The sequence below is a fragment of the Pseudomonas asplenii genome (genome assembly GCF_900105475.1).
GTDB lineage: Bacteria > Pseudomonadota > Gammaproteobacteria > Pseudomonadales > Pseudomonadaceae > Aquipseudomonas > Aquipseudomonas asplenii.
In genome coordinates this window covers 1,375,905-1,394,366 of sequence record NZ_LT629777.1, presented here as the reverse complement: position 1 = coordinate 1,394,366, position 18,462 = coordinate 1,375,905, and the positions used below count along the sequence as shown (strand labels likewise).

Genomic DNA, 18,462 nt, shown 5'->3' with positions numbered 1-18,462 from the left:
GAATATAGATAGAGCATTGTTTCGCGGCGGCTCAAACCGTAAGCAGTCGACGAGGGGTTATCCATGAGCAATGCCGCACGTGCTGTAAAACCCGCTGTACACGCCCTGGGCATTCATCCGGTGGCCGGTCGGATCGGCGCCGAGATTCGTGGCGTCGCGTTGTCCGGCGAGCTGGACGCCAGCGTTATCGAGGCGATCCAGCAGGCGCTGTTGCAGTACAAGGTGATCTTCTTCCGGGGGCAGACTCACCTCGACGACCAGAGCCAGGAGGCCTTTGCCCAGTTGCTCGGCGAGCCGGTGGCGCATCCGACGGTACCGGTGCGCGATGGCACCCACTATCTGATGGAGCTGGACGGCACCAAGGGCCAGCGGGCCAACTCCTGGCATACCGACGTGACCTTCGTCGATGCCTATCCGAAAGCCTCGATCCTGCGTTCGGTGCTGGCGCCAGCTGCCGGTGGCGACACGGTGTGGGCGAACGCGGCGGCGGCCTACGACGAACTGCCGACGGAACTGCGTGAGCTGGCGGACAAGCTCTGGGCGGTGCACAGCAATGAGTACGACTACGTCGGCTTGCGGCCGAACGTCTCGGCGCAGGTGCAGGAGCGTTATCGCCAGGTGTTCACCTCGACCGTGTACGAGACCGAGCACCCGGTGGTGCGTGTGCATCCGATCAGCGGCGAGCGCAGTCTGTTGCTGGGGCACTTCGTCAAGCGCATCAAGGGCTACCTGCCGGCGGATTCGGCGCATCTGTTCAGCGTGCTGCAGGGTCACGTGACCCGCCTGGAAAACACCGTGCGCTGGCGCTGGCAGACCGGTGACGTGGCGATCTGGGACAACCGCGCGACCCAGCATTACGCGGTGGACGACTACGGCACCCAGGAACGCATCGTGCGCCGGGTGACGCTCAAGGGCGAGGTGCCGGTGGGCGTGCAGGGGCAGCGGAGCCAGACCATCCGCGGGGCTTGAGCCACTGCGGTGTAGGGCTTATGGGTCCCTTCGCGGGCAAGCCCTGTTTCTACAAGAGGTGTGCGAAACCTGTAGGAGCAGGGCTTGCCCGCGAAGGGGCCATCAGGGAATTTCACCACACCCCGATCTGCACCACTTTTTCCGCCTCCGGCTCGCCGTAACGGAAGCGCTGCCCGCGCAGGTCGATCTCTTCATGGCTGATGGTGGTCCGACGTTTCAGGCCGCGCAGCCAGTCGAACAGATACCCCAGGTGTTCCTCGCGCACCGCCGCGAACGCCGGGTCGGCGCCCAGGTCATGCAGTTCCTGCGGATCGTTCTGCAGGTCGAACAACTGCGGGCGGAAGCCATCGTAGGCCAGGTACTTCCAGTGTTCGCTGCGCACCATGGTCATCCGGCAACGATCGATCGGCTGGCTCAAGCGCTCCCGCGCGGGGGCCTGGAAGGCGTAGTCGTATTCGGCGATGGCGTAGCGGCGCCAGTCCGGTTGTTCGCCATGCAGCAGCGGCACCAGCGAACGGCCTTCCAGCCGATGTTCCGCCCCCGGCAGCCCCAGCGCGTCGAGAAAGGTCGGCAGCGCGTCAATGGTTTCCACCAGCCGCTCGTCCACCGTACCCCGGGTGCTGTTCGCCGCTGTGCGCGGGTCACGCACGATCAGCGGCACACCGACTGCCGGTTCCAGCAGGAACTCCTTCTCACCAAGAAAATGATCGCCGAGGAAGTCGCCGTGGTCGCTGGTGAAGACGATCAATGTGTCGTCCCAGCGCCCGCTCGACTGCAGTACGTCGAACAGCCGTCCGAGCTGGTCGTCGATTTGTTTGATCAGGCCCATGTAGGTCGGCACGACGTTCAGGCGCACTTCGTCGCGGGAGAAGTTCTGACTCTCCTCGTGCTGGCGAAAGGCGTTGTACACCGGGTGGTCGCTGGCTGCGCCAGGCTGCGGGCGGATCGGCGCCAGTACCTGCTCGTGCCCGTACAGCGCGTGATACGGCGCCGGCGCGAGGTAGGGCCAGTGCGGCTTGATGTACGACAGGTGCAGGCACCACGGCTGCTCGCCCTGTTCGCTGATGAAGTCGATGGCGCGGTCGGTGGTGTAGACGGTTTCCGAGTGCTGTTCGGGAATGCGTGCGGGCCGGTGGGCGTTGCGCATTTTCCAGCCGCTGAGGATTTCACCGTCGGCGCCTTCGGCGGCGTTGGCCCAGTCGTGCCAGGGGTTCCGGCCGCTGTAGCCGAGTTCGCGCAGGTAGTGGGTATAGGGCGCCGACTCACGCTTGTCGGCGAACAGCGGGCTGTCCGGGTAGATGCCGTCGTGGCGCATCCAGGGTTCGAAGCCGACCTCGTTCAGCGGCTCGGCCTGCGGGCTGTCGGGGTCGATGGCCAGCCGTTGCAGGGCGTCGAGATTGGGCGTTGCATGGGTCTTGCCGACCAGTGCGGTGCGGATGCCATGGGGCCGCAGGTAATCGCCGAGGGTCAGCTCTTCCAGCGGTAGCGGTACGGCATTCCAGGCCACCTGGTGGCTGCTGACGTAGCGTCCGGTGTAGGCCGACATCCGCGACGGGCCGCAGATGGTGCCCTGGGTGTAGGCACGGCTGAAACGCACGCCGGCAGCGGCCAGGCGGTCGATGTTCGGCGTGTGCAGGTGAGGGTGGCCGTAGCAGGACAGATAGTCGCGACGCAGTTGGTCGCACATGATGTAGAGCACGTTGCGCACGTGGGGCATGGGAGTTCACCGCAGTGGAAGACAGGTAGGCGATTTCGCGTTCCGTGGTCGGTTTCGGCAAGTGCATTCGGTGACTGTTTTTCATGCAGGGGCTGCATCATGCGCTGAGCATGAGGGCCTCTTCGCGGGCAAGCCCGCTCAGACAGCCACCTGCTCCAGATTGCACACCTCATTCACCTCCACCGCATCCTCGTTCTTGATCTGCTCGATCATCGCCTCCGCCAGCGGCGACAGCCGATAGCCGGCGCGGCTGACGATGCCATAGCGGGTGTACAGCTCCTCCCGCTCATCGGCCAGGCCGTCGACCTTCAACCGCACCAGATCACCCCGGGCATATTCCCAGGCATCGCTGTTGTCGCCACAGATGCCGATGGCATCCGAGCGCAGCACCACGCCGAGCAGGCTGAAAGCACTTTCGCACTCCACCTGCGGGGTGAAGTCCGGGCGCCCGCTGAGGTCGGCGATCACCTTGCGCAGGTTTGGCGGGCGAATCGTCGAGGCCAGGGGATAACTCAGCAATTGTTCGGCCGTCACGCTCTCGGGCGCCGCCAGCGGGTGTCCGGCGCGGCAGCAGAAATGCCAGCGGCGGGGGCGCAGGCGCTGGGTCTGGTAGTCCGGATTGGCCTCGAAGCTCCGGGTGTCGGCGACGAAAAACTCGAACTCATCGTTGAGCAGGCGTTTGCTCAGACTTTGCCAGTCATCGACCTGGAACTGCACCCGGGCCTTGGGATAGCGGCCGATGAAATGGCCGATGGCCCTTGGGATCAGCCCCGAAGCTGGCGCCGGGCCGCAACCGAAGCGCAGCTCACCCGCCTCCAGACCGTTGAACTGGCTGATCTCATTGGCCAGTTGCTGGGCTCCACTGACCAGCCGCCGGGCGTGTTCGAGCAAGACCTGGCCCTGTTTGGTCGGCGCCAGGTCCTTGCGTCCGCGGTCCACCAACTGGCAGCCGGCGCTGTTTTCCAGGGCCTGGATACTGCGGCTGAAAGCCGACTGCGACAGGTTCACCGCCAGTGCGGCGGCGACGAAGCTGCGTTGCTCGGCGAGGGCGATGAAATGGCGAAGTTGGCGCAAATCGATATGCATTTTTCACATAAAAAATATCGGGGAAATGCATTGGCTATGCATCCGCTCAACTCCTTATAAAGGCAATCTCTTATGCAGTAAATCTTCATATAAACATAAATAAATAACTTTAAGGAATATGCGGTTGTGTATTTCTTGACCAGGAGCCGCCCATGACGTCGCCCCATCTTGCCGTGCCTCATCCTTCGCGACGGCTCAAGCGCCTGCCTCTGGCGCTGTTGCTGGCAGGCAGTGCCAGTTGCTCGCTGGGCCAGGCTGCCGAGAGCGATCCCGCGCAGGACAGTGTCCCGCTTGCCAGCACCAGCAAGACCAAGGCCGACAGCGGCCGGCTGGAAACCGTGACCGTCACTGCCCGCCGTCGCGAGGAAAGTTCGCAGAGCGTGCCCACGCCCATCAGCGTGGTCAGCGGCCAGGCCCTGGAAAGCCAGCGCGTCTATCGCATCCAGGACCTGCAGCAACTGGTGCCCAGCGTCAACGTCGCCTACATGCATGCACGCCAGTCCAGCGTGTCGATTCGCGGCCTGGGCAACAACCCGGCCAGCGATGGCCTGGAGGGCAGCGTCGGGTTGTACATCGACAACGTCTACCTCGGGCGGCCGGGCATGGCGGTGTTCGACCTGATGGACATCGAGCAACTGGAAGTGCTGCGCGGTCCCCAGGGCACGCTGTTCGGCAAGAACACCACCGCCGGGGTGATCAACATCAACACCCGTGCGCCGACCTTCACCCCGGAGCGCAGCATCGAGAGTTCGGTGGGCGAGGACGGCTACTTCCAGACCAAGGGCAGCATTTCCGGACCGATCAACGACCAGTTGGCCGGACGCCTGTCGGCCTACCGCACCCGCAGCGACGGCGACATCAAGAACGAGTACGACGGCCATGACCTCAACGGCGGCTCGCGGGACGGCTTTCGCGCGCAACTGCTGTTCAAGCCCAACGAGAACTTCAACCTGCGCTGGATCGGCGACTACAACGAGGAAGACTCAAGCGCGGGCACCCGCGTGCTGTACAGCACCGGGCCGACCATCAATGGCGTCAATCTCTACCAGTCGCGGGCCAGTGCCGCCGGCGCAACCCTGGCCAACGGCGCGCATCGCGAGGTGAATCTCAATGGTCAGCAGCGGGTCACGGTGTTCCAGGGCGGCAGCTCGCTGGAGGCCAACTGGACCCTGCCCAACGACTTCACCCTGACCTCGATCAGTGCCTACCGCTGGTGGAACTTCACCCCGCGCAACGACGATGGCCTCAACACCACCGCGTACTACAACGCCGGAGTCTCGGTAGAAGACAAGCAATGGTCCCAGGAAATCCGCCTGGCATCGCCTACCGGCGGCGCCTTCGACTATGTGCTGGGGGCGTACTACTTCGGCTCCAAGCTCGATAACAAGAGCTTCAACTACTATGGGCCCCAGGCCGATATCTGGAATGGCACCGCCAGCGGCGCGCTGAACAACGTCACCAGCATCGGCAACGGGCATATCGATACCGACAGCTTCGCGCTGTTCGCCCAGGGCACCTGGCACCTGACCGAGCGCCTGGACTTCACCGCCGGCCTGCGCGGCAGCTACGAGGAAAAAAGCGCCTGGGTGACCCGCGACGCACCGCTCGGCGGCGCTGCGGTGAGCGGTGCTGCCGCCACCGCCCGACTTGCCCGTGCCGGTGCCTACGACTCTGGCAATCTGAGCCAGTACAGCACCAGCCCGTCCGGCCTGCTCAACCTCAGTTATCGCTTCAGCGATGAACTGCTCGGCTATGCGACCCTGTCCCATGGCGAGAAATCCGGCGGGGTGAACCTCGTGGTGGGCTCGGCCCCGACTGCGGGCGCCGACTCGCTGCTGATCGGCACCGAGCGGGCGAACAATGCCGAGCTGGGCTTCAAGAGCACGCTGTGGGACAAGCGCCTGCAGCTCAACGCCAACCTGTTCTGGACTCAGGTCAACGGCTACCAGACCAACGCCTATGACTACGCCAACCGCGTGCAGTACCTGACCAACGCCGGTTCGGTGCGCTCACGGGGTGTGGAAGTGGAAAGCACGCTGATTCCGGTGCGGGGGCTGACGCTCAACCTCAATGGCTCCTACAACGATGTGCGGTACCTGTCCTATAAGGATGCGCCATGCCCACCGGAAGTCAGCTTGCGTCCGGGAGCGCCAGCGTCCTGCGATCTCAGCGGGCACCAGGTGGTCGGCGCCTCGAAATGGATCGCCAATGCCAACGGCGAGTACAAGTGGAACCTGGACAACGGCCTGGAACCCTACGTCACGGCCAGCTATGCGTTCCGTTCCCGGGCGGTTGGCACGGTCGAGGACTCCACCTACGGGCAGATCCCCAGCTACGCGGTGGTCAACCTGTCCACCGGTCTGCGCGGCGACTTCAACCAGGGCCAGTGGGATGTCTCGCTGTGGCTGAAGAACGCTTTCGACAAGACCTACTACACCACCCTCTGGACCGCCAGCAACGGCGGCTATGAAGGCCTGCTCGGTACCCCAAGAACCTTGGGTGTCACCGGTCGCTATGACTTCTAGGTGCTCAATCCCATGCCTTGGGGGAATATTTTTCATGCCCGGAAAGCATCGATTTTTCGTCGATTGACTGCAGCCCTTCATACGCGTGGCTTTACGAAGGTCGTCAGAAACTCATATTCACTTTTGGAATATTCATAACTTTAAAGATTACTTTCAGGACTAAACAGCCTGCGAGGATCATCGCCACCTCGACGCGGCCCAATGCAGCCGCGACGATTTTCAGCTGAAGACCGCAGGAGTGATTCAATGGGCAATGTCCAGACCGCTGCCAGTGCACACGAGGTGCTCTGGCGCCAGGCACCGGGTGGCGAGTTGGTCGATCTCGGCCGGCCCCACCGTGCGCCGCTGGGGCAACTGCGCTTGCAGAAAACCCCCAAGGGCATTCTCAGCCGGCGCGAGGCGTTATTGCTCGGGGTGTTTGCCCTGGTGCTGCATGGCGCGGTGATCTACTGGCTGAGTCAGCAGCAGACCCCGGTGCTGCCGGTGGTACCGCCGGAAATTCCGCCGATGACCATCGAGTTTTCCCAGCCGGCACCGCCCGTGGTCGAACCGCCGCCGCCGGTCCAACCGCCACCGCCGCCGCCCGTCGTGGAGCCGCCGCCCCCGGTGGTCGACGAACTGGCGGCGAAGCCGGCACCGCCCAAGCCGAAACCCGTGCCCAAGCCGAAACCGGTACCCAAGCCCGAGCCGAAGCCTGTGCCCAAGTCGGTCGAGCAGCCGCCCGCACCGCCGCAACCTGCCGTGCCGCCCGCCCCACCGGCGCCACCGGCCCCGACACCCGTGACACCGGCCTCGGCCAACGCCGCGTACCTGAAGAACCCGGCGCCGGAATACCCGTCGTTGGCCCAGCGTCGTGGTTGGGAAGGCACGGTCGTACTGCGGGTGCAGGTCCTGGCCAGCGGTAAGCCGGGCGAGATCCAGATTCAGAAAAGCAGTGGTCGCCAGCAACTCGACGACGCTGCGCTGGCAGCGGTGAAGCGTTGGAGCTTTGTCCCTGCCAAACAGGGCGATGTCGCCCAGGTCGGCTGGGTCAGCGTACCCATCGACTTCAAGATCCACTGACCGGCCGCCCACGCGCTAAACGCTTTCAAGAGGAAACACATCATGAGTTTACTGGCATCTCCACTCCAATCCATCGAAAGCGCGGTGATCTGGCTGCTGGTGGTCTTCTCCGTCGCCACCTGGGGCCTGGCTCTGCTCAAGGCGGTGCAGTTCGGCCGCCTGAAGGGCCAGGATCGGCGTTTCCACAAACAGTTCTGGGCCGCCTCCAGCCTTGATTCGGCTGCCGAACTGAGCGAAACCCAGCCCGGCGCCGCGGCTCGCGTGGCCCAGGCCGGTTACGCTGCGATCCAGGTCGGTGATGGCAGCCCGGCCGCCGACCTGAGCCAGGCGATCAACCATCAGGACCGCCTGGAGCGCGCCCTGCGCCAGCAGATCGTACGGGAGCGTCGCTCGCTGGAAACCGGCCTGGCGGTGGTCGCCAGTATCGGCAGTACCTCGCCGTTCATTGGTCTGTTCGGTACCGTGTGGGGGATCATGGAAGCCCTGAAAGGCATCAGCGCCGCCGGTTCCGCCAGCCTCGAAACGGTGGCCGGGCCGATCGGTGCCGCGTTGGTGGCGACCGGTGTCGGTATCGCCGTCGCCGTACCGGCGGTACTGGTCTACAACTACTTCCTGCGCCGCCTGAAGCTGACCGCTGCCGACCTCGATGATTTTGCCCACGACTTCTACAGCCTGGCGCAGAAGAGTTCATTCCGTGTGCTGGTGCACCCGACCGTGAACAAGGGCCAGGCCCAAGGTGCCACGCAGAAAGTGAAGGAGGCGTCCTGACATGGCCTTTTCCACTCAAGACAGTGATGAGGTACTGAGCGAAATCAACGTCACGCCGCTGGTGGACGTGATGCTGGTACTGCTGGTGGTGTTCATCGTCACCGCGCCGTTGTTGACCAATTCGATCCCGATCAACCTGCCCAAGACCGAAGCCGTGGCGCCGGTGGAGCAGAAGGACCCGTTTGTGGTGAGCATCGACGGCAACGGCAAATTCTTCCTCAACAAGGACGAGATCCAGCCCGACCTGCTGCAAGCCAACCTGCAGGCGGCGAAGCTCAAGGACCCCGAGCTGCGGGTCCAGTTGCAGGCCGACAACGGCGTGAACTACGGCGAAGTGGCGCGGGCTATGGCCTCCATCGAGCGGGCGGGCATCACCAAACTGTCGGTGATCACCGCACGCTGAACGCAACACATTCTTCGCGTTTTTCGGGCCGTCTCCTTGGCAGGGTGCGGCCCTTTTTTATTTCCGCGAAAACAACCTCTGGGCTGCCCCCAGGAAGTTGGACACTAATCCCCCCTGTGGGAGCCGGCTTGCTGACGATCCGCCGCAGGCGGCCATTCTTCACCTCTTCGGCGAGCATCGCGACGCCATCGCCAGCAAGCCGGCTCCCACAGGGACTGACGGTCACCCTGACTACCTGGTTTATATTTCTTTGTGATCTTAATAAATAGCTTCTTATTCCTTAACGAATATATCTCTCGTCCCTATACTCGACCAGGAACGCAAACGCTGGAGGAGTACCCCATGCGCAACGAGTCGATTCGTTATCTGATCGTGCCGGGCTGGCAAGGATCGCCAGAAGATCATTGGCAAACCCACTGGCAGAACAGCCTGCCCAACGCTGCGCGGGTGGAGCAGGCCGACTGGCTGACGCCGCGCCGCGAAGACTGGGTGGCGGCCCTGGCCGAAGCCATCGCTGCCGACAGCACGCCGGTGATCCTGATCGCCCATAGCCTGGGTTGCATCACCGTGGCCCATTGGGCCCGCACCGCGCCGACCCACCTGCTGCACCAGGTCCACGGTGCGCTGCTGGTGGCTCCGGCCGATGTCGAGCGGCCCGCTTGCGCGCCAGCGTTGCGCAATTTTGCGCCGATCCCCAGCGACCTGCTGCCGTTCCCGAGCCAGATCGTCGCCTCGGACAACGATCCTGCGGTCAGTGCCCCCAGGGCCCTGGAGTTGGCCCGTCAATGGGGCGCCGAAGCCGGCATCATCAGTGGTGCCGGGCATATCAACGTCAAGTCCGGCCACCAGCGTTGGGAGCAGGGATTCGCCTACCTGTATCGCCTGCAAACCCGCATGGAACAGCATTCCCTGCGCCGCGCCTGAATTCTTTTCTTCGTTCAACGCCCCCGCCTTCAGGCGGAACCGGGCGGGAGTCTGTCATGAGCCTGCATGAAACCTTCGGTCAGCCGTTGCTGACCTTTCCCGATGCGGAAAAAAGTCCGCTGAGCATCCGCGCCAAGGCGCTGGTATTTGTCGACCCGCGTTCGCGCCAATTGCGTGAAGAGCTTGAAGAACTGGCGCCGAAGGCCTTGCCGGTGCTGATCCGCGGCGAGACCGGCAGCGGCAAGGAGCTGTTGGCCCGGCATATCCACCGTGCCAGCGATCGTGGCGGCTTGTTCGTTTCGGTGAACTGCGGCGCCATCAGCCCCACCTATGCCGACGCCGAGTTGTTCGGCCATGCGGTCGGTGCCCACAGCGGCTCGGTGAGCAGTCGCGCCGGTTGGTTCGGTTCGGCCAACGGTGGCACCCTCTACCTGGACGAGATCGGCGACCTGCCGCTGCCCATCCAGGTCAAGCTGCTGGCGGCGCTTGAGAACCATGAAGTCACCCGCGTCGGAGCACACCATCCGAGCCCGGTGGATGTACGACTGGTCGCGGCGAGCAGCATCGACCTGGCCCAGGCGGTCGCGGTGGGCAAGTTTCACGAGCGGCTCTACCACTACCTCCGCGAAGGTCACCTGGAGTTGCCGGCGCTGCGCGAGCGGGTCGGTGACATCCTGTCTCTGGCCGAATACTTCATCGGTATCTACAGTCAGCGCCTGAGCCTGCCGCTGCCGCTGATCAGCGAAAGCGCCCAGCGTGCCCTGGAGCGTCACAGTTGGCCGGGCAATACCCGTGAGCTGGAAAACGTCATCCACTTCGCCCTGCTGGTCAGCAGCGGCGACGAGATTCTGCCGGAGCACCTGAACCTGCCACAGCCGCTGGCGGTGATCGAGCATCTGCTGGCGGGCAGCACAGCGCAGGAGCGGGCGGCGCTCAAGCGTCTGCTGGACTGATCGAACGTCTACGCTGTGGAGTGTTCATTCCTCCTGCGGCGTGCGTGTTTCCTGTGGCCTGTACATTCCTGCGGCGTGCCCGTTCCCTGTGGCCTGTACATTCCCTGCGGCGTACGCGCTCCCTGGGGCATGCACATCCCTGTAGGAGCCGGGCTTGCCCGCGAACCGCCATCGGCGGCCATTCAAAACAGTTTCGGATGGCCGCCTGCGGCGGTTCGCGGGCAAGCCACGCTCCTACAGGGGCGGGTCGGGGCGGGGAAATCTTTATATGAGTAAAATGAATATGAAGATGAATAAAAGGTATTGTTCGGGAATAAAAAATCCCGGTATCTTCCACTCCATGCAAGCGATATCAAATTGCTTGCACCTCTCTTCTCCAGGCTGTCGTCGGTGACGACCGTGATTTTCGATAAGGACACTGCATGAAAAAGGTTCTGTTGTTTACCGCATTGGCGGCTGCTTTGACCGCTGGCCTGGCCCAGGCTGGGGAAAAACTGGTAGTAGCGGCCACGCCGATCCCGCACGCGGAAATCCTTGAACTGATCAAACCGACCCTCGCCAAAGAAGGCGTGGATCTGGAAGTGAAAGTCTTCACCGACTACGTACAGCCCAACACCCAGGTCGCCGAGAAGCACCTGGACGCCAACTACTTCCAGACCAAGCCTTACCTGGATGGCTTCAACAAGGGCAAGGGCACCAACCTGGTCACCGTGATCGGTGTGCACGTCGAACCTTTCGGCGGCTACTCGAAGAAGGTCAAGAGCCTGTCCGAGCTGAAGGATGGTGCGACCATCGCCATTCCTAACGAGGGTAGCAACGCCGGCCGCGCCCTGTTGCTGCTGCAGAGCAAGGGCCTGATCGAACTCAAGGACCCGAAAAACGCCCTGTCGACGCCCAAGGACATTGCCAAGAACCCGCACCACTTCAAGTTCAAGGAACTGGAATCGGCCCTGCTGCCGCGCGTCCTGGACCAGGTCGATCTGGACCTGATCAACACCAACTACGCGCTGGAAGCCGGCCTGAACCCGGCCAAGGATGCCCTGCTGATCGAAGGTGCCGACTCGCCTTACGTGAACTTCCTGGTGGCCCGTCCTGACAACCAGAACAGCGACGCCATCCAGAAGCTGGCCAAGGCGCTGACCAGCCCTGAAGTGAAGGCTTTCATCGAATCGAAGTACAAGGGCGCGGTCCTGCCGGCGTTCTGATTCACCGACAACCTCTTCAAGGTTTGAACGCCGACGAGCGACCAGCGTCGGCGTTTTTTTATGCCTGTTGGAAAGGGCTGGATGGCGCCGCGTTCAGCGCCCTGCGCAACGCCACCAGCAGTTTCACGATGTCCTGTGGGTCGAGTTTTTGCGGCGCTTGTACCGGGGGCATGGTGTCTTCCTTGTTATGAAACGGCCAGCGAGCAGGCCGTTCTTGCCCCTGCTTGGAGCGTCCTCGGGGAGAAAAGATCCGTACCCGAGGCAAGGAAAACAGCGGTCCGGCGACCCTGCGGAAAATCCAGTACCGCTCAGTCAGTCCGGCCATTTCCAGGCCGGCTCGTCGAGCATGCCCTGGCCGACGAGCCGCGTTTGACCGAGTACCTTTTCCAGCACGATGCAATTGCACGCCGGGTCCTGCTGCAAGGCCGCGATCAGCCGGCTGGCATGGGACACCACCCACACCTGGCAGTGCTGCGAGGCACGGATGATCAGCCGTGCCAGCGCCGGCAGCAGGTCGGGATGCAGGCTGGTTTCCGGTTCGTTCAACACCATCAGCGTCGGTGGCCTGGGCGTCAGCAGGGCTGCCACCAGCAGCAGGTAGCGCAGCGTACCGTCCGACAGCTCGGCGGCGGACAACGGTCGCAGCAGGCCGTCCTGGTGGAACTCGATGGAAAAGCGTGCGCCCGCCGATACCTCGATGCCGAGTCGAGAGCCAGGAAAGGCGTCGCTGATCGCTTCCTGCAGCGCCTGCGGGTCACCGATTTCGATAATGGTGCGCAGTGCCGCCGCCAGGTCGCGCCCGTCGTGGTGCAGCACCGGGGTGCGGGTGCCCAGTTGGGGCTGGCGCATCGGGGCGTCGGCATCGCTGCGAAAGTGATCGTAGAAGCGCCAACCGCGAATGTGTTCGCGCAGCAACAACACTTCCGGCGAACTGCGCAGGTTGCCGACCTGGTCGAACAGGCTGTCGAAGCTCGGCGTGTGTTGTGCCAGCACTGCCCAGTTGCGCCCCTCGCGTACCCTGACCATGGGTCCCGAGCGATCCACCAGCAGGCTGGCCGGGCGGTACACGGTGCTTGCCCAGATGCATTCGCGCTTGATCTCGGGGTCGAGGGAGAACCATGAACTGCTGGGCTCCGGCAGTCCCAGGGAAATGGCGTAGCTGAAGTCCTCGCCGGCAAAACCCAGGCGCAGGCGCTTGGCCCCTTGGCGCACCGTGCCTTGTACGTCGACCTCGCCATTGTGCATGCGCCGGCTGATCGTCTCCGGCCCGGCCCAGAACGTCGAGTCCAGCCCTCCCTCGCGGGCCAGTGCATTGACCACGCCGCCCTGGGCGGTTTCCGCCAGCAGACGCAACGCGCGGTACAGGTTGGACTTGCCGCTGCCGTTGGGACCGGTGATCAGGTTCAGGCGGTCCAGCGGCACCACCAGTCTGTTGATCGAGCGATAGTTGGCCACGGCGAGGGTCTTGAGCATGGGGCGGATCCTGGCGGTTTGACCCACAGTGTGCCCGATTGCCTGGGTCGATACATGGCTGGTTTGTGGTGAAATCACTGTCATGCAGAGACGGAACCCTGTTCTACGCTAACAGTCGTAACGACACGGTGGTCAGGTATTACGCGAAGGAGCGTGGATGAACGGGCGTCGAATGAAATGGCAAGCCGCCTGGGTGCTTCTGGCGCTATTGAGCGGTTGCGGTCATGAAAAGCCGCCGGAGCAACTGCGTACCCGCGTCTTCGTCGAACAGGTTCAGCGCAAGGATTTCGGTGCGTCCGTGACGCTCACCGGTGATATTCAGGCCCGGGTACAGACCGATCTGTCGTTCCGGGTCGGCGGCAAGATCATCCAGCGCAATGTCGATGTCGGGGCGCGAATCTCCGCTCGGCAGGTGCTCGCCAAACTCGACCCCAAGGACCTGCAGACCAACGTCGACAGTGCTCAGGCCGAGGTCAGCGCCCAGCAGGCGCGGGTTCAGCAGACCAGCGCGGCGTTCGTCCGCCAGCAGAAACTCCTGCCCAAGGGGTATACCAGCCGCAGTGAATACGATGCCGCCCAGGCCGGGCTGCTCAGCGCCAAGAGCGCCCTGAGCGCGGCCCAGGCACAACTGGCCAATGCCCGCGAACAGCTGGGCTACACCGCGCTGATTGCCGAGGCGCCCGGGGTGATCACCGCGCGCCAGGCCGAAGTCGGCCAGGTGGTACAGGCGACCATGCCGATCTTCAGCCTGGCCCGGGACGGTGAGCGCGATGCGGTGTTCAATGTCTACGAGTCGTTGCTGGCCGAGCCGCCGCAGGAGCAGCCGATCACCGTGACCCTGCTCGACAACCCGGCGATCAAGGCCGTGGGCAAGGTCCGTGAGGTGACTCCGGCCGTTTCGGCCCAGAGCGGCACGGTGCAGGTCAAGGTGGCCCTGGACGCGTTGCCGGCCGGCATGGACCTGGGTTCGGTGGTGAGCGCCACCGTGACCGCGCCAGCCAAGGCCAGTATCGAGCTGCCCTGGTCGGCGCTGACCAAGGACGTCAGCGAGCCTGCCGTGTGGCTGGTGGACGATGCCGGCAAGGTCAGCCTGCGCCGGGTCAAGGTTGCGCGCTACCTGACCGGCCACGTGATGATCGGCGAAGGCCTGCAGGGCGGCGAAAAGGTCGTGGTTGCCGGTGGGCAGTTGTTGCATCCCGGCATGTTGGTGGAGATCGCCAGGCCACCGTCCCAGGTCGCCGGAGGGAGTCCGCCATGAAGCGTCTGTCGCTGCTGTTGCTCGGCGGCCTGCTGGTTGCCGCCTGTTCGAAGCAGGAACCGCCGCCAGAGCCGGTGCGGCCGGTGCTGTTTATCGAGGTCCAGCCGGAGTCGGTGCAGAGCCTTGGGCGCTTTGCCGGCAGTATCCAGGCTCGTTACGAGAGCACCCTGGGCTTTCGGGTTTCAGGGCGGATCGCCCGGCGCCACGTCGATGTCGGCAGTGAAGTGGCCCAGGGCGCACTGCTGGCCAGCCTCGACCCGACCGACCAGCAGAACCAGTTGCGTGCGGCCCAGGGCGACCTGTCGCGGATCGAGGCGCAGTGGATCAACGCCCAGGCCAATGCCCGTCGACAGCAGGAACTGTTCGACCGTGGCGTCGGCGCGCAGGCGCAGTTGGACGTGGCCCAGACTGATCTGAAAACCACCGGTGCTTCCCTCGAACAGGCCCGTGCCTCGGTCGGCCAGGCCAAGGACCAGTTGGGCTACACCGAACTGCGCAGCGACCATGCCGCCGTGGTCACCGACTGGAAGGTCGAGGCCGGCCAGGTGGTCAGCGCCGGCCAGGAAGTGGTGACGCTGGCGCGCCCGGATATCAAGGAGGCGGTGATCGACCTGCCGGCCAGCTTGGCTGACCAGTTGCGCGAAGGGGTTGAATTTCGCGTCGCCAGCCAGCTCGACCCGAGCGTCAACACCACCGCTCACCTGCGGGAAATCGAGCCCCAGGCCGACAGCGCCACCCGCACTCGCCGGGCCCGGTTGAGCCTGGTCGATACCCCGGCGGCGTTTCGCCTGGGCACCTCCATCAGCGTGACCCTGAGTTCGGCCATCGAGCCGCGCATCCAATTGCCGCTGTCGGCGTTGTGGGAGAACCAGGGCAAGACGCAGATCTGGACCATCGATCCGCAGACCTCGACCGTCTCGCCCCGTGAAGTGAAGGTTGTCAGCCGCGATGGCGAGACGATGCTGCTGGGCTCGGGGGTCAAGGCTGGCGAGAAGGTGGTGAGCGCCGGGGTGAACAGTCTCAAGCCTGGACAGAAAGTCAGAATCGACGAGGAAAACCCACGATGAAAGGGAGTTTCAACCTGTCCGAGTGGGCGCTCAAGCACCAGTCGTTCGTCTGGTATCTGATGTTCGTCGCGCTGTTGATGGGGGTGTTCTCCTACATCAACCTGGGGCGCGAGGAAGACCCGTCCTTCACCATCAAGACCATGATCATCCAGACCCAGTGGCCCGGCGCGACAGTGGACGAGACGCTGGAGCAGGTCACCGACCGCATCGAGAAGAAGCTCGAAGAACTCGACTCCCTCGACTACGTGAAGAGCTACACCCGGCCGGGCGAGTCGACGGTGTTCGTTTACCTGCGCGACACCACCGGCGGCAAGGACATCCCGCAGATCTGGTACCAGGTGCGCAAGAAGATCGACGATATCCGTGGCGATTTCCCCCAGGGCATCCAGGGCCCCGGCTTCAACGACGAGTTCGGCGATGTGTTCGGTTCGGTCTATGCCTTCACCAGCGACGGCCTGAGCATGCGCCAGTTGCGCGACTATGTGGAGCAGGTCCGCGCGCAGATCCGCGATGTACCGGGCCTGGGCAAGATCGAGATGATCGGTGAGCAGAACGAAGTGCTCTACCTGAACTTCTCCACCCGCAAGCTGGCCGCCCTGGGCATCGATCAGCGCCAGGTGGTACAGAGCCTGCAATCGCAGAACGCGGTGACTCCGGCCGGGGTGATCGAGGCTGGTCCCGAGCGCATCTCGGTGCGGGCTTCCGGACAGTACGCCTCGGAAAAAGATCTGCAGGCGGTCAACCTCAAGCTCAACGATCGTTTCTACCGGCTGGCGGACATCGCCGATATCAGCCGCGGTTATGTCGATCCGCCGACTCCGCTGTTTCGCTACAACGGCCAGACGGCCATCGGCCTGGCGATAGCGATGAAGAAGGGTGGCAATATCCAGGACTTCGGCAAGGCCCTGCACGAGCGCATGGACAGCCTCACCGCCGACCTGCCGGTGGGTGTGGGTGTGCACAAGGTTTCCGACCAGGCCGAAGTGGTGGAGAAGGCCGTCGGCGGCTTCACCAGCGCGCTGTTCGAGGCGGTGATCATCGTCCTGGTGGTGAGCTTCGTCGCTCTCGGCCTGCGCGCCGGGCTGGTGGTGGCCTGCTCGATTCCGCTGGTGCTGGCGATGGTCTTCGTGTTCATGGAGTACAGCGGCATCACCATGCAGCGCATCTCCCTCGGCGCGCTGATCATCGCCCTCGGCCTGCTGGTGGACGATGCGATGATCACCGTGGAAATGATGGTCACCCGCCTGGAGAAGGGCGACAGCAAGGAGCAGGCCGCGACCTTCGCCTACACCTCCACGGCCTTTCCGATGCTCACCGGGACCCTGGTGACCGTCGCCGGTTTCGTGCCTATCGGCCTCAATGCCAGCTCGGCCGGCGAGTACACCTTCACCCTGTTCGCGGTGATCGCCGTGGCGATGCTGGTGTCGTGGATCGTCGCCGTGCTGTTCGCGCCGGTCATCGGCGTGCACATCCTCAGTGAGAAGGTGAAGGCCCATGACAATGGCAACGGGCGGGTGGCCCGGGTCTTCAATGCCGGGCTGCTGTGGTCGTTGCGCAACCGCTGGTGGGCCATCGGCCTGACGGTGCTGATCTTCGCCTTGTCGGTGTTCGGCATGGGGTTCGTGCAGAACCAGTTCTTCCCGTCCTCGGACCGCCCGGAAGTCCTCGTCGACCTCGACCTGCCGCAGAACGCCTCGATCAACGAGACCCGCAAGGTGGTGGACCGACTGGAGGCCAGCCTCAAGGACGATCCGGACATCCTGCGCTGGAGCACCTACATCGGTGAAGGGGCGATCCGTTTCTACCTGCCTCTCGACCAGCAGTTGCAGAATCCCTACTACGCGCAGTTGATCATCGTCAGCAAGGGCCTGGAGCAGCGCGCGGCCCTGATGGATCGGCTGAACAAGCGCCTGCGCGATGACTTCGTCGGCATCGGCAGCTTCGTCCAGACCCTGGAAATGGGCCCGCCAGTGGGGCGGCCGTTGCAGTACCGGGTCAGCGGCAAGGACATCGACCAGGTACGCAAGCATGCCATCGAGCTGGCGACCCTCCTCGACAAGAACCCCAACGTCGGCGAAACCATCTACGACTGGAACGAGCCGGGCAAGGTCCTGCGCATCGATATCGCCCAGGACAAGGCGCGACAGTTCGGCCTGTCGTCCGAGGATGTGGCGAAGCTGATGAACACCATCGTCAGTGGCGCGCCGGTGACCCAGGTGAAGGACGATATCTACCTGATCAACGTGGTCGGGCGTGCAGTGGACAGTGAGCGCGGTACGCCGGAAACCTTGCAGAACCTGCAGATCGTCACGCCCAACGGCACCTCGATCCCGCTGCTGGCATTTGCCACGGTGCGCTACGAACTGGAGCAGCCGCTGGTCTGGCGCCGTGATCGGCTGCCGACCATCACCCTCAAGGCTGGCGTGCGCGGCGGGATCCAGCCAACCGACCTGGTGCGGCAGTTGAAGCCGGATGTCGATCAGTTCGCCGCCGGCTTGCCGGCGGGCTACAAGGTGGTCACCGGCGGTACGGTGGAAGAGAGCGGCAAGGCCCAGGGACCGATTGCCCAGGTGGTGCCGCTGATGCTCTTCCTCATGGCGACTTTCCTGATGATCCAGCTGCACAGCGTGCAGAAGATGTTCCTGGTGGCCAGCGTTGCGCCGCTGGGGCTGATCGGCGTGGTGCTGGCGCTGGTGCCGACGGGGACGCCGATGGGCTTCGTGGCGATTCTCGGGATTCTCGCGCTGATCGGCATCATCATCCGCAACTCGGTAATCCTGGTGACCCAGATCGATGAGTACGAGCGCAATGGCTACGAGCCGTGGGATGCGGTGGTGGAAGCGACCGAACACCGGCGCCGGCCGATCCTGCTGACGGCAGCGGCGGCGAGTCTGGGGATGATCCCGATTGCCCGGGAAGTGTTCTGGGGGCCGATGGCCTACGCGATGATCGGCGGGATCATCGTCGCAACGGTACTGACGCTGATGTTCCTGCCGGCGCTGTATGTGGCGTGGTACAGGATTCGCGAGCCGAAACGCGACGCGGCCTGAGG

General features: G+C 63.9%; 14 protein-coding genes. 11 read left to right on the top strand and 3 right to left on the bottom strand.

Annotated elements, in window-relative coordinates; all coding sequences use genetic code 11:
- The first annotated feature begins 63 nt into the window (after nt 1–63).
- Complete coding sequence (locus tag BLU37_RS06300) at nt 64–969, top strand: TauD/TfdA dioxygenase family protein (protein ID WP_090203253.1); 906 nt, start codon at nt 64–66, stop codon at nt 967–969.
- 112 nt (nt 970–1,081) lie between these two features.
- Here the strand turns inward: BLU37_RS06300 and BLU37_RS06295 are convergent, their stop codons facing one another.
- Together BLU37_RS06295 and BLU37_RS06290 are read right to left on the bottom strand one after the other, a co-directional pair.
- Nucleotides 1,082–2,686: an alkaline phosphatase family protein gene (locus BLU37_RS06295; protein ID WP_090203250.1), complete on the bottom strand. Its 1,605-nt coding sequence runs from the start codon at nt 2,684–2,686 to the stop codon at nt 1,082–1,084.
- Between the two features lie 138 nt (nt 2,687–2,824).
- Nucleotides 2,825–3,772 carry a LysR family transcriptional regulator gene (locus BLU37_RS06290; RefSeq protein ID WP_090203246.1) on the bottom strand — a complete coding sequence of 316 codons (948 nt, stop codon included), beginning with the start codon at nt 3,770–3,772 and terminating at the stop codon, nt 2,825–2,827.
- 152 nt (nt 3,773–3,924) lie between these two features.
- On the opposite strand from BLU37_RS06290, the gene BLU37_RS06285 reads away from it, so the two are divergent.
- The 7 genes from BLU37_RS06285 (at nt 3,925) to BLU37_RS06255 (ending at nt 11,612) form a co-directional block, all read left to right on the top strand.
- Nucleotides 3,925–6,297, top strand: coding sequence for a TonB-dependent receptor (locus BLU37_RS06285; protein ID WP_090203243.1), 2,373 nt, complete (start codon nt 3,925–3,927; stop codon nt 6,295–6,297).
- A gap of 246 nt (nt 6,298–6,543) precedes the next feature.
- Nucleotides 6,544–7,359, top strand: a complete 816-nt coding sequence (locus BLU37_RS06280) for an energy transducer TonB (protein ID WP_090203240.1) — start codon at nt 6,544–6,546, stop codon at nt 7,357–7,359.
- Nucleotides 7,360–7,401: 42 nt separating this feature from the next.
- Nucleotides 7,402–8,127, top strand: coding sequence for a MotA/TolQ/ExbB proton channel family protein (locus tag BLU37_RS06275; RefSeq protein ID WP_029532925.1), 726 nt, complete (start codon nt 7,402–7,404; stop codon nt 8,125–8,127).
- A 1-nt stretch (nt 8,128) separates the two neighbouring features.
- A complete protein-coding gene (locus tag BLU37_RS06270) occupies nt 8,129–8,530 on the top strand; it encodes an ExbD/TolR family protein (protein ID WP_090203239.1) in 402 nt (133 codons plus the stop codon).
- A 342-nt stretch (nt 8,531–8,872) separates the two neighbouring features.
- The gene (locus BLU37_RS06265; protein WP_010447312.1) at nt 8,873–9,454 is read left to right on the top strand and encodes an alpha/beta hydrolase; all 582 of its coding nucleotides are present in this window, start codon (nt 8,873–8,875) and stop codon (nt 9,452–9,454) included.
- 56 nt (nt 9,455–9,510) lie between these two features.
- Nucleotides 9,511–10,407, top strand: a complete 897-nt coding sequence (locus tag BLU37_RS06260) for a sigma 54-interacting transcriptional regulator (RefSeq protein ID WP_090203238.1) — start codon at nt 9,511–9,513, stop codon at nt 10,405–10,407.
- A 422-nt stretch (nt 10,408–10,829) separates the two neighbouring features.
- Complete coding sequence (locus BLU37_RS06255; RefSeq protein WP_010447308.1) at nt 10,830–11,612, top strand: MetQ/NlpA family ABC transporter substrate-binding protein; 783 nt, start codon at nt 10,830–10,832, stop codon at nt 11,610–11,612.
- Between the two features lie 312 nt (nt 11,613–11,924).
- On the opposite strand, the gene BLU37_RS06250 is transcribed toward BLU37_RS06255, so the two are convergent.
- On the bottom strand, nt 11,925–13,085 hold the full coding sequence (locus BLU37_RS06250) for an AAA family ATPase (protein WP_090203235.1): 1,161 nt from the start codon (nt 13,083–13,085) through the stop codon (nt 11,925–11,927).
- A 157-nt stretch (nt 13,086–13,242) separates the two neighbouring features.
- Between BLU37_RS06250 and BLU37_RS06245 the strand changes: the two genes are divergently transcribed.
- Genes BLU37_RS06245 through BLU37_RS06235 form a run of 3 tightly spaced genes read left to right on the top strand, consistent with a single transcriptional unit; the run spans nt 13,243 to nt 18,460 of the window.
- Entirely contained in the window at nt 13,243–14,343 is a 1,101-nt protein-coding gene (locus BLU37_RS06245; RefSeq protein WP_051026193.1) for an efflux RND transporter periplasmic adaptor subunit, read from the top strand.
- Entirely contained in the window at nt 14,340–15,410 is a 1,071-nt protein-coding gene (locus BLU37_RS06240; protein WP_090203233.1) for an efflux RND transporter periplasmic adaptor subunit, read from the top strand. Before BLU37_RS06245 ends, BLU37_RS06240 begins: the two co-directional genes overlap by 4 nt.
- Nucleotides 15,407–18,460, top strand: a complete 3,054-nt coding sequence (locus tag BLU37_RS06235; protein WP_090203230.1) for an efflux RND transporter permease subunit — start codon at nt 15,407–15,409, stop codon at nt 18,458–18,460. Before BLU37_RS06240 ends, BLU37_RS06235 begins: the two co-directional genes overlap by 4 nt.
- Nucleotides 18,461–18,462: the final 2 nt, after the last annotated feature.

Excerpts from the sequence above, each read along its gene's own strand:
- BLU37_RS06300 (WP_090203253.1), top strand. The coding sequence starts at position 64 with ATGAGCAATGCCGCACGTGCTGTAAAACCCGCTGTACACGCCCTGGGC.
- BLU37_RS06295 (WP_090203250.1), bottom strand. The coding sequence starts at position 2,686 with ATGCCCCACGTGCGCAACGTGCTCTACATCATGTGCGACCAACTGCGT.
- BLU37_RS06290 (WP_090203246.1), bottom strand. The coding sequence starts at position 3,772 with ATGCATATCGATTTGCGCCAACTTCGCCATTTCATCGCCCTCGCCGAG.
- BLU37_RS06285 (WP_090203243.1), top strand. The coding sequence starts at position 3,925 with ATGACGTCGCCCCATCTTGCCGTGCCTCATCCTTCGCGACGGCTCAAG.
- BLU37_RS06280 (WP_090203240.1), top strand. The coding sequence starts at position 6,544 with ATGGGCAATGTCCAGACCGCTGCCAGTGCACACGAGGTGCTCTGGCGC.
- BLU37_RS06275 (WP_029532925.1), top strand. The coding sequence starts at position 7,402 with ATGAGTTTACTGGCATCTCCACTCCAATCCATCGAAAGCGCGGTGATC.
- BLU37_RS06270 (WP_090203239.1), top strand. The coding sequence starts at position 8,129 with ATGGCCTTTTCCACTCAAGACAGTGATGAGGTACTGAGCGAAATCAAC.
- BLU37_RS06265 (WP_010447312.1), top strand. The coding sequence starts at position 8,873 with ATGCGCAACGAGTCGATTCGTTATCTGATCGTGCCGGGCTGGCAAGGA.
- BLU37_RS06260 (WP_090203238.1), top strand. The coding sequence starts at position 9,511 with ATGAGCCTGCATGAAACCTTCGGTCAGCCGTTGCTGACCTTTCCCGAT.
- BLU37_RS06255 (WP_010447308.1), top strand. The coding sequence starts at position 10,830 with ATGAAAAAGGTTCTGTTGTTTACCGCATTGGCGGCTGCTTTGACCGCT.
- BLU37_RS06250 (WP_090203235.1), bottom strand. The coding sequence starts at position 13,085 with ATGCTCAAGACCCTCGCCGTGGCCAACTATCGCTCGATCAACAGACTG.
- BLU37_RS06245 (WP_051026193.1), top strand. The coding sequence starts at position 13,243 with ATGAACGGGCGTCGAATGAAATGGCAAGCCGCCTGGGTGCTTCTGGCG.
- BLU37_RS06240 (WP_090203233.1), top strand. The coding sequence starts at position 14,340 with ATGAAGCGTCTGTCGCTGCTGTTGCTCGGCGGCCTGCTGGTTGCCGCC.
- BLU37_RS06235 (WP_090203230.1), top strand. The coding sequence starts at position 15,407 with ATGAAAGGGAGTTTCAACCTGTCCGAGTGGGCGCTCAAGCACCAGTCG.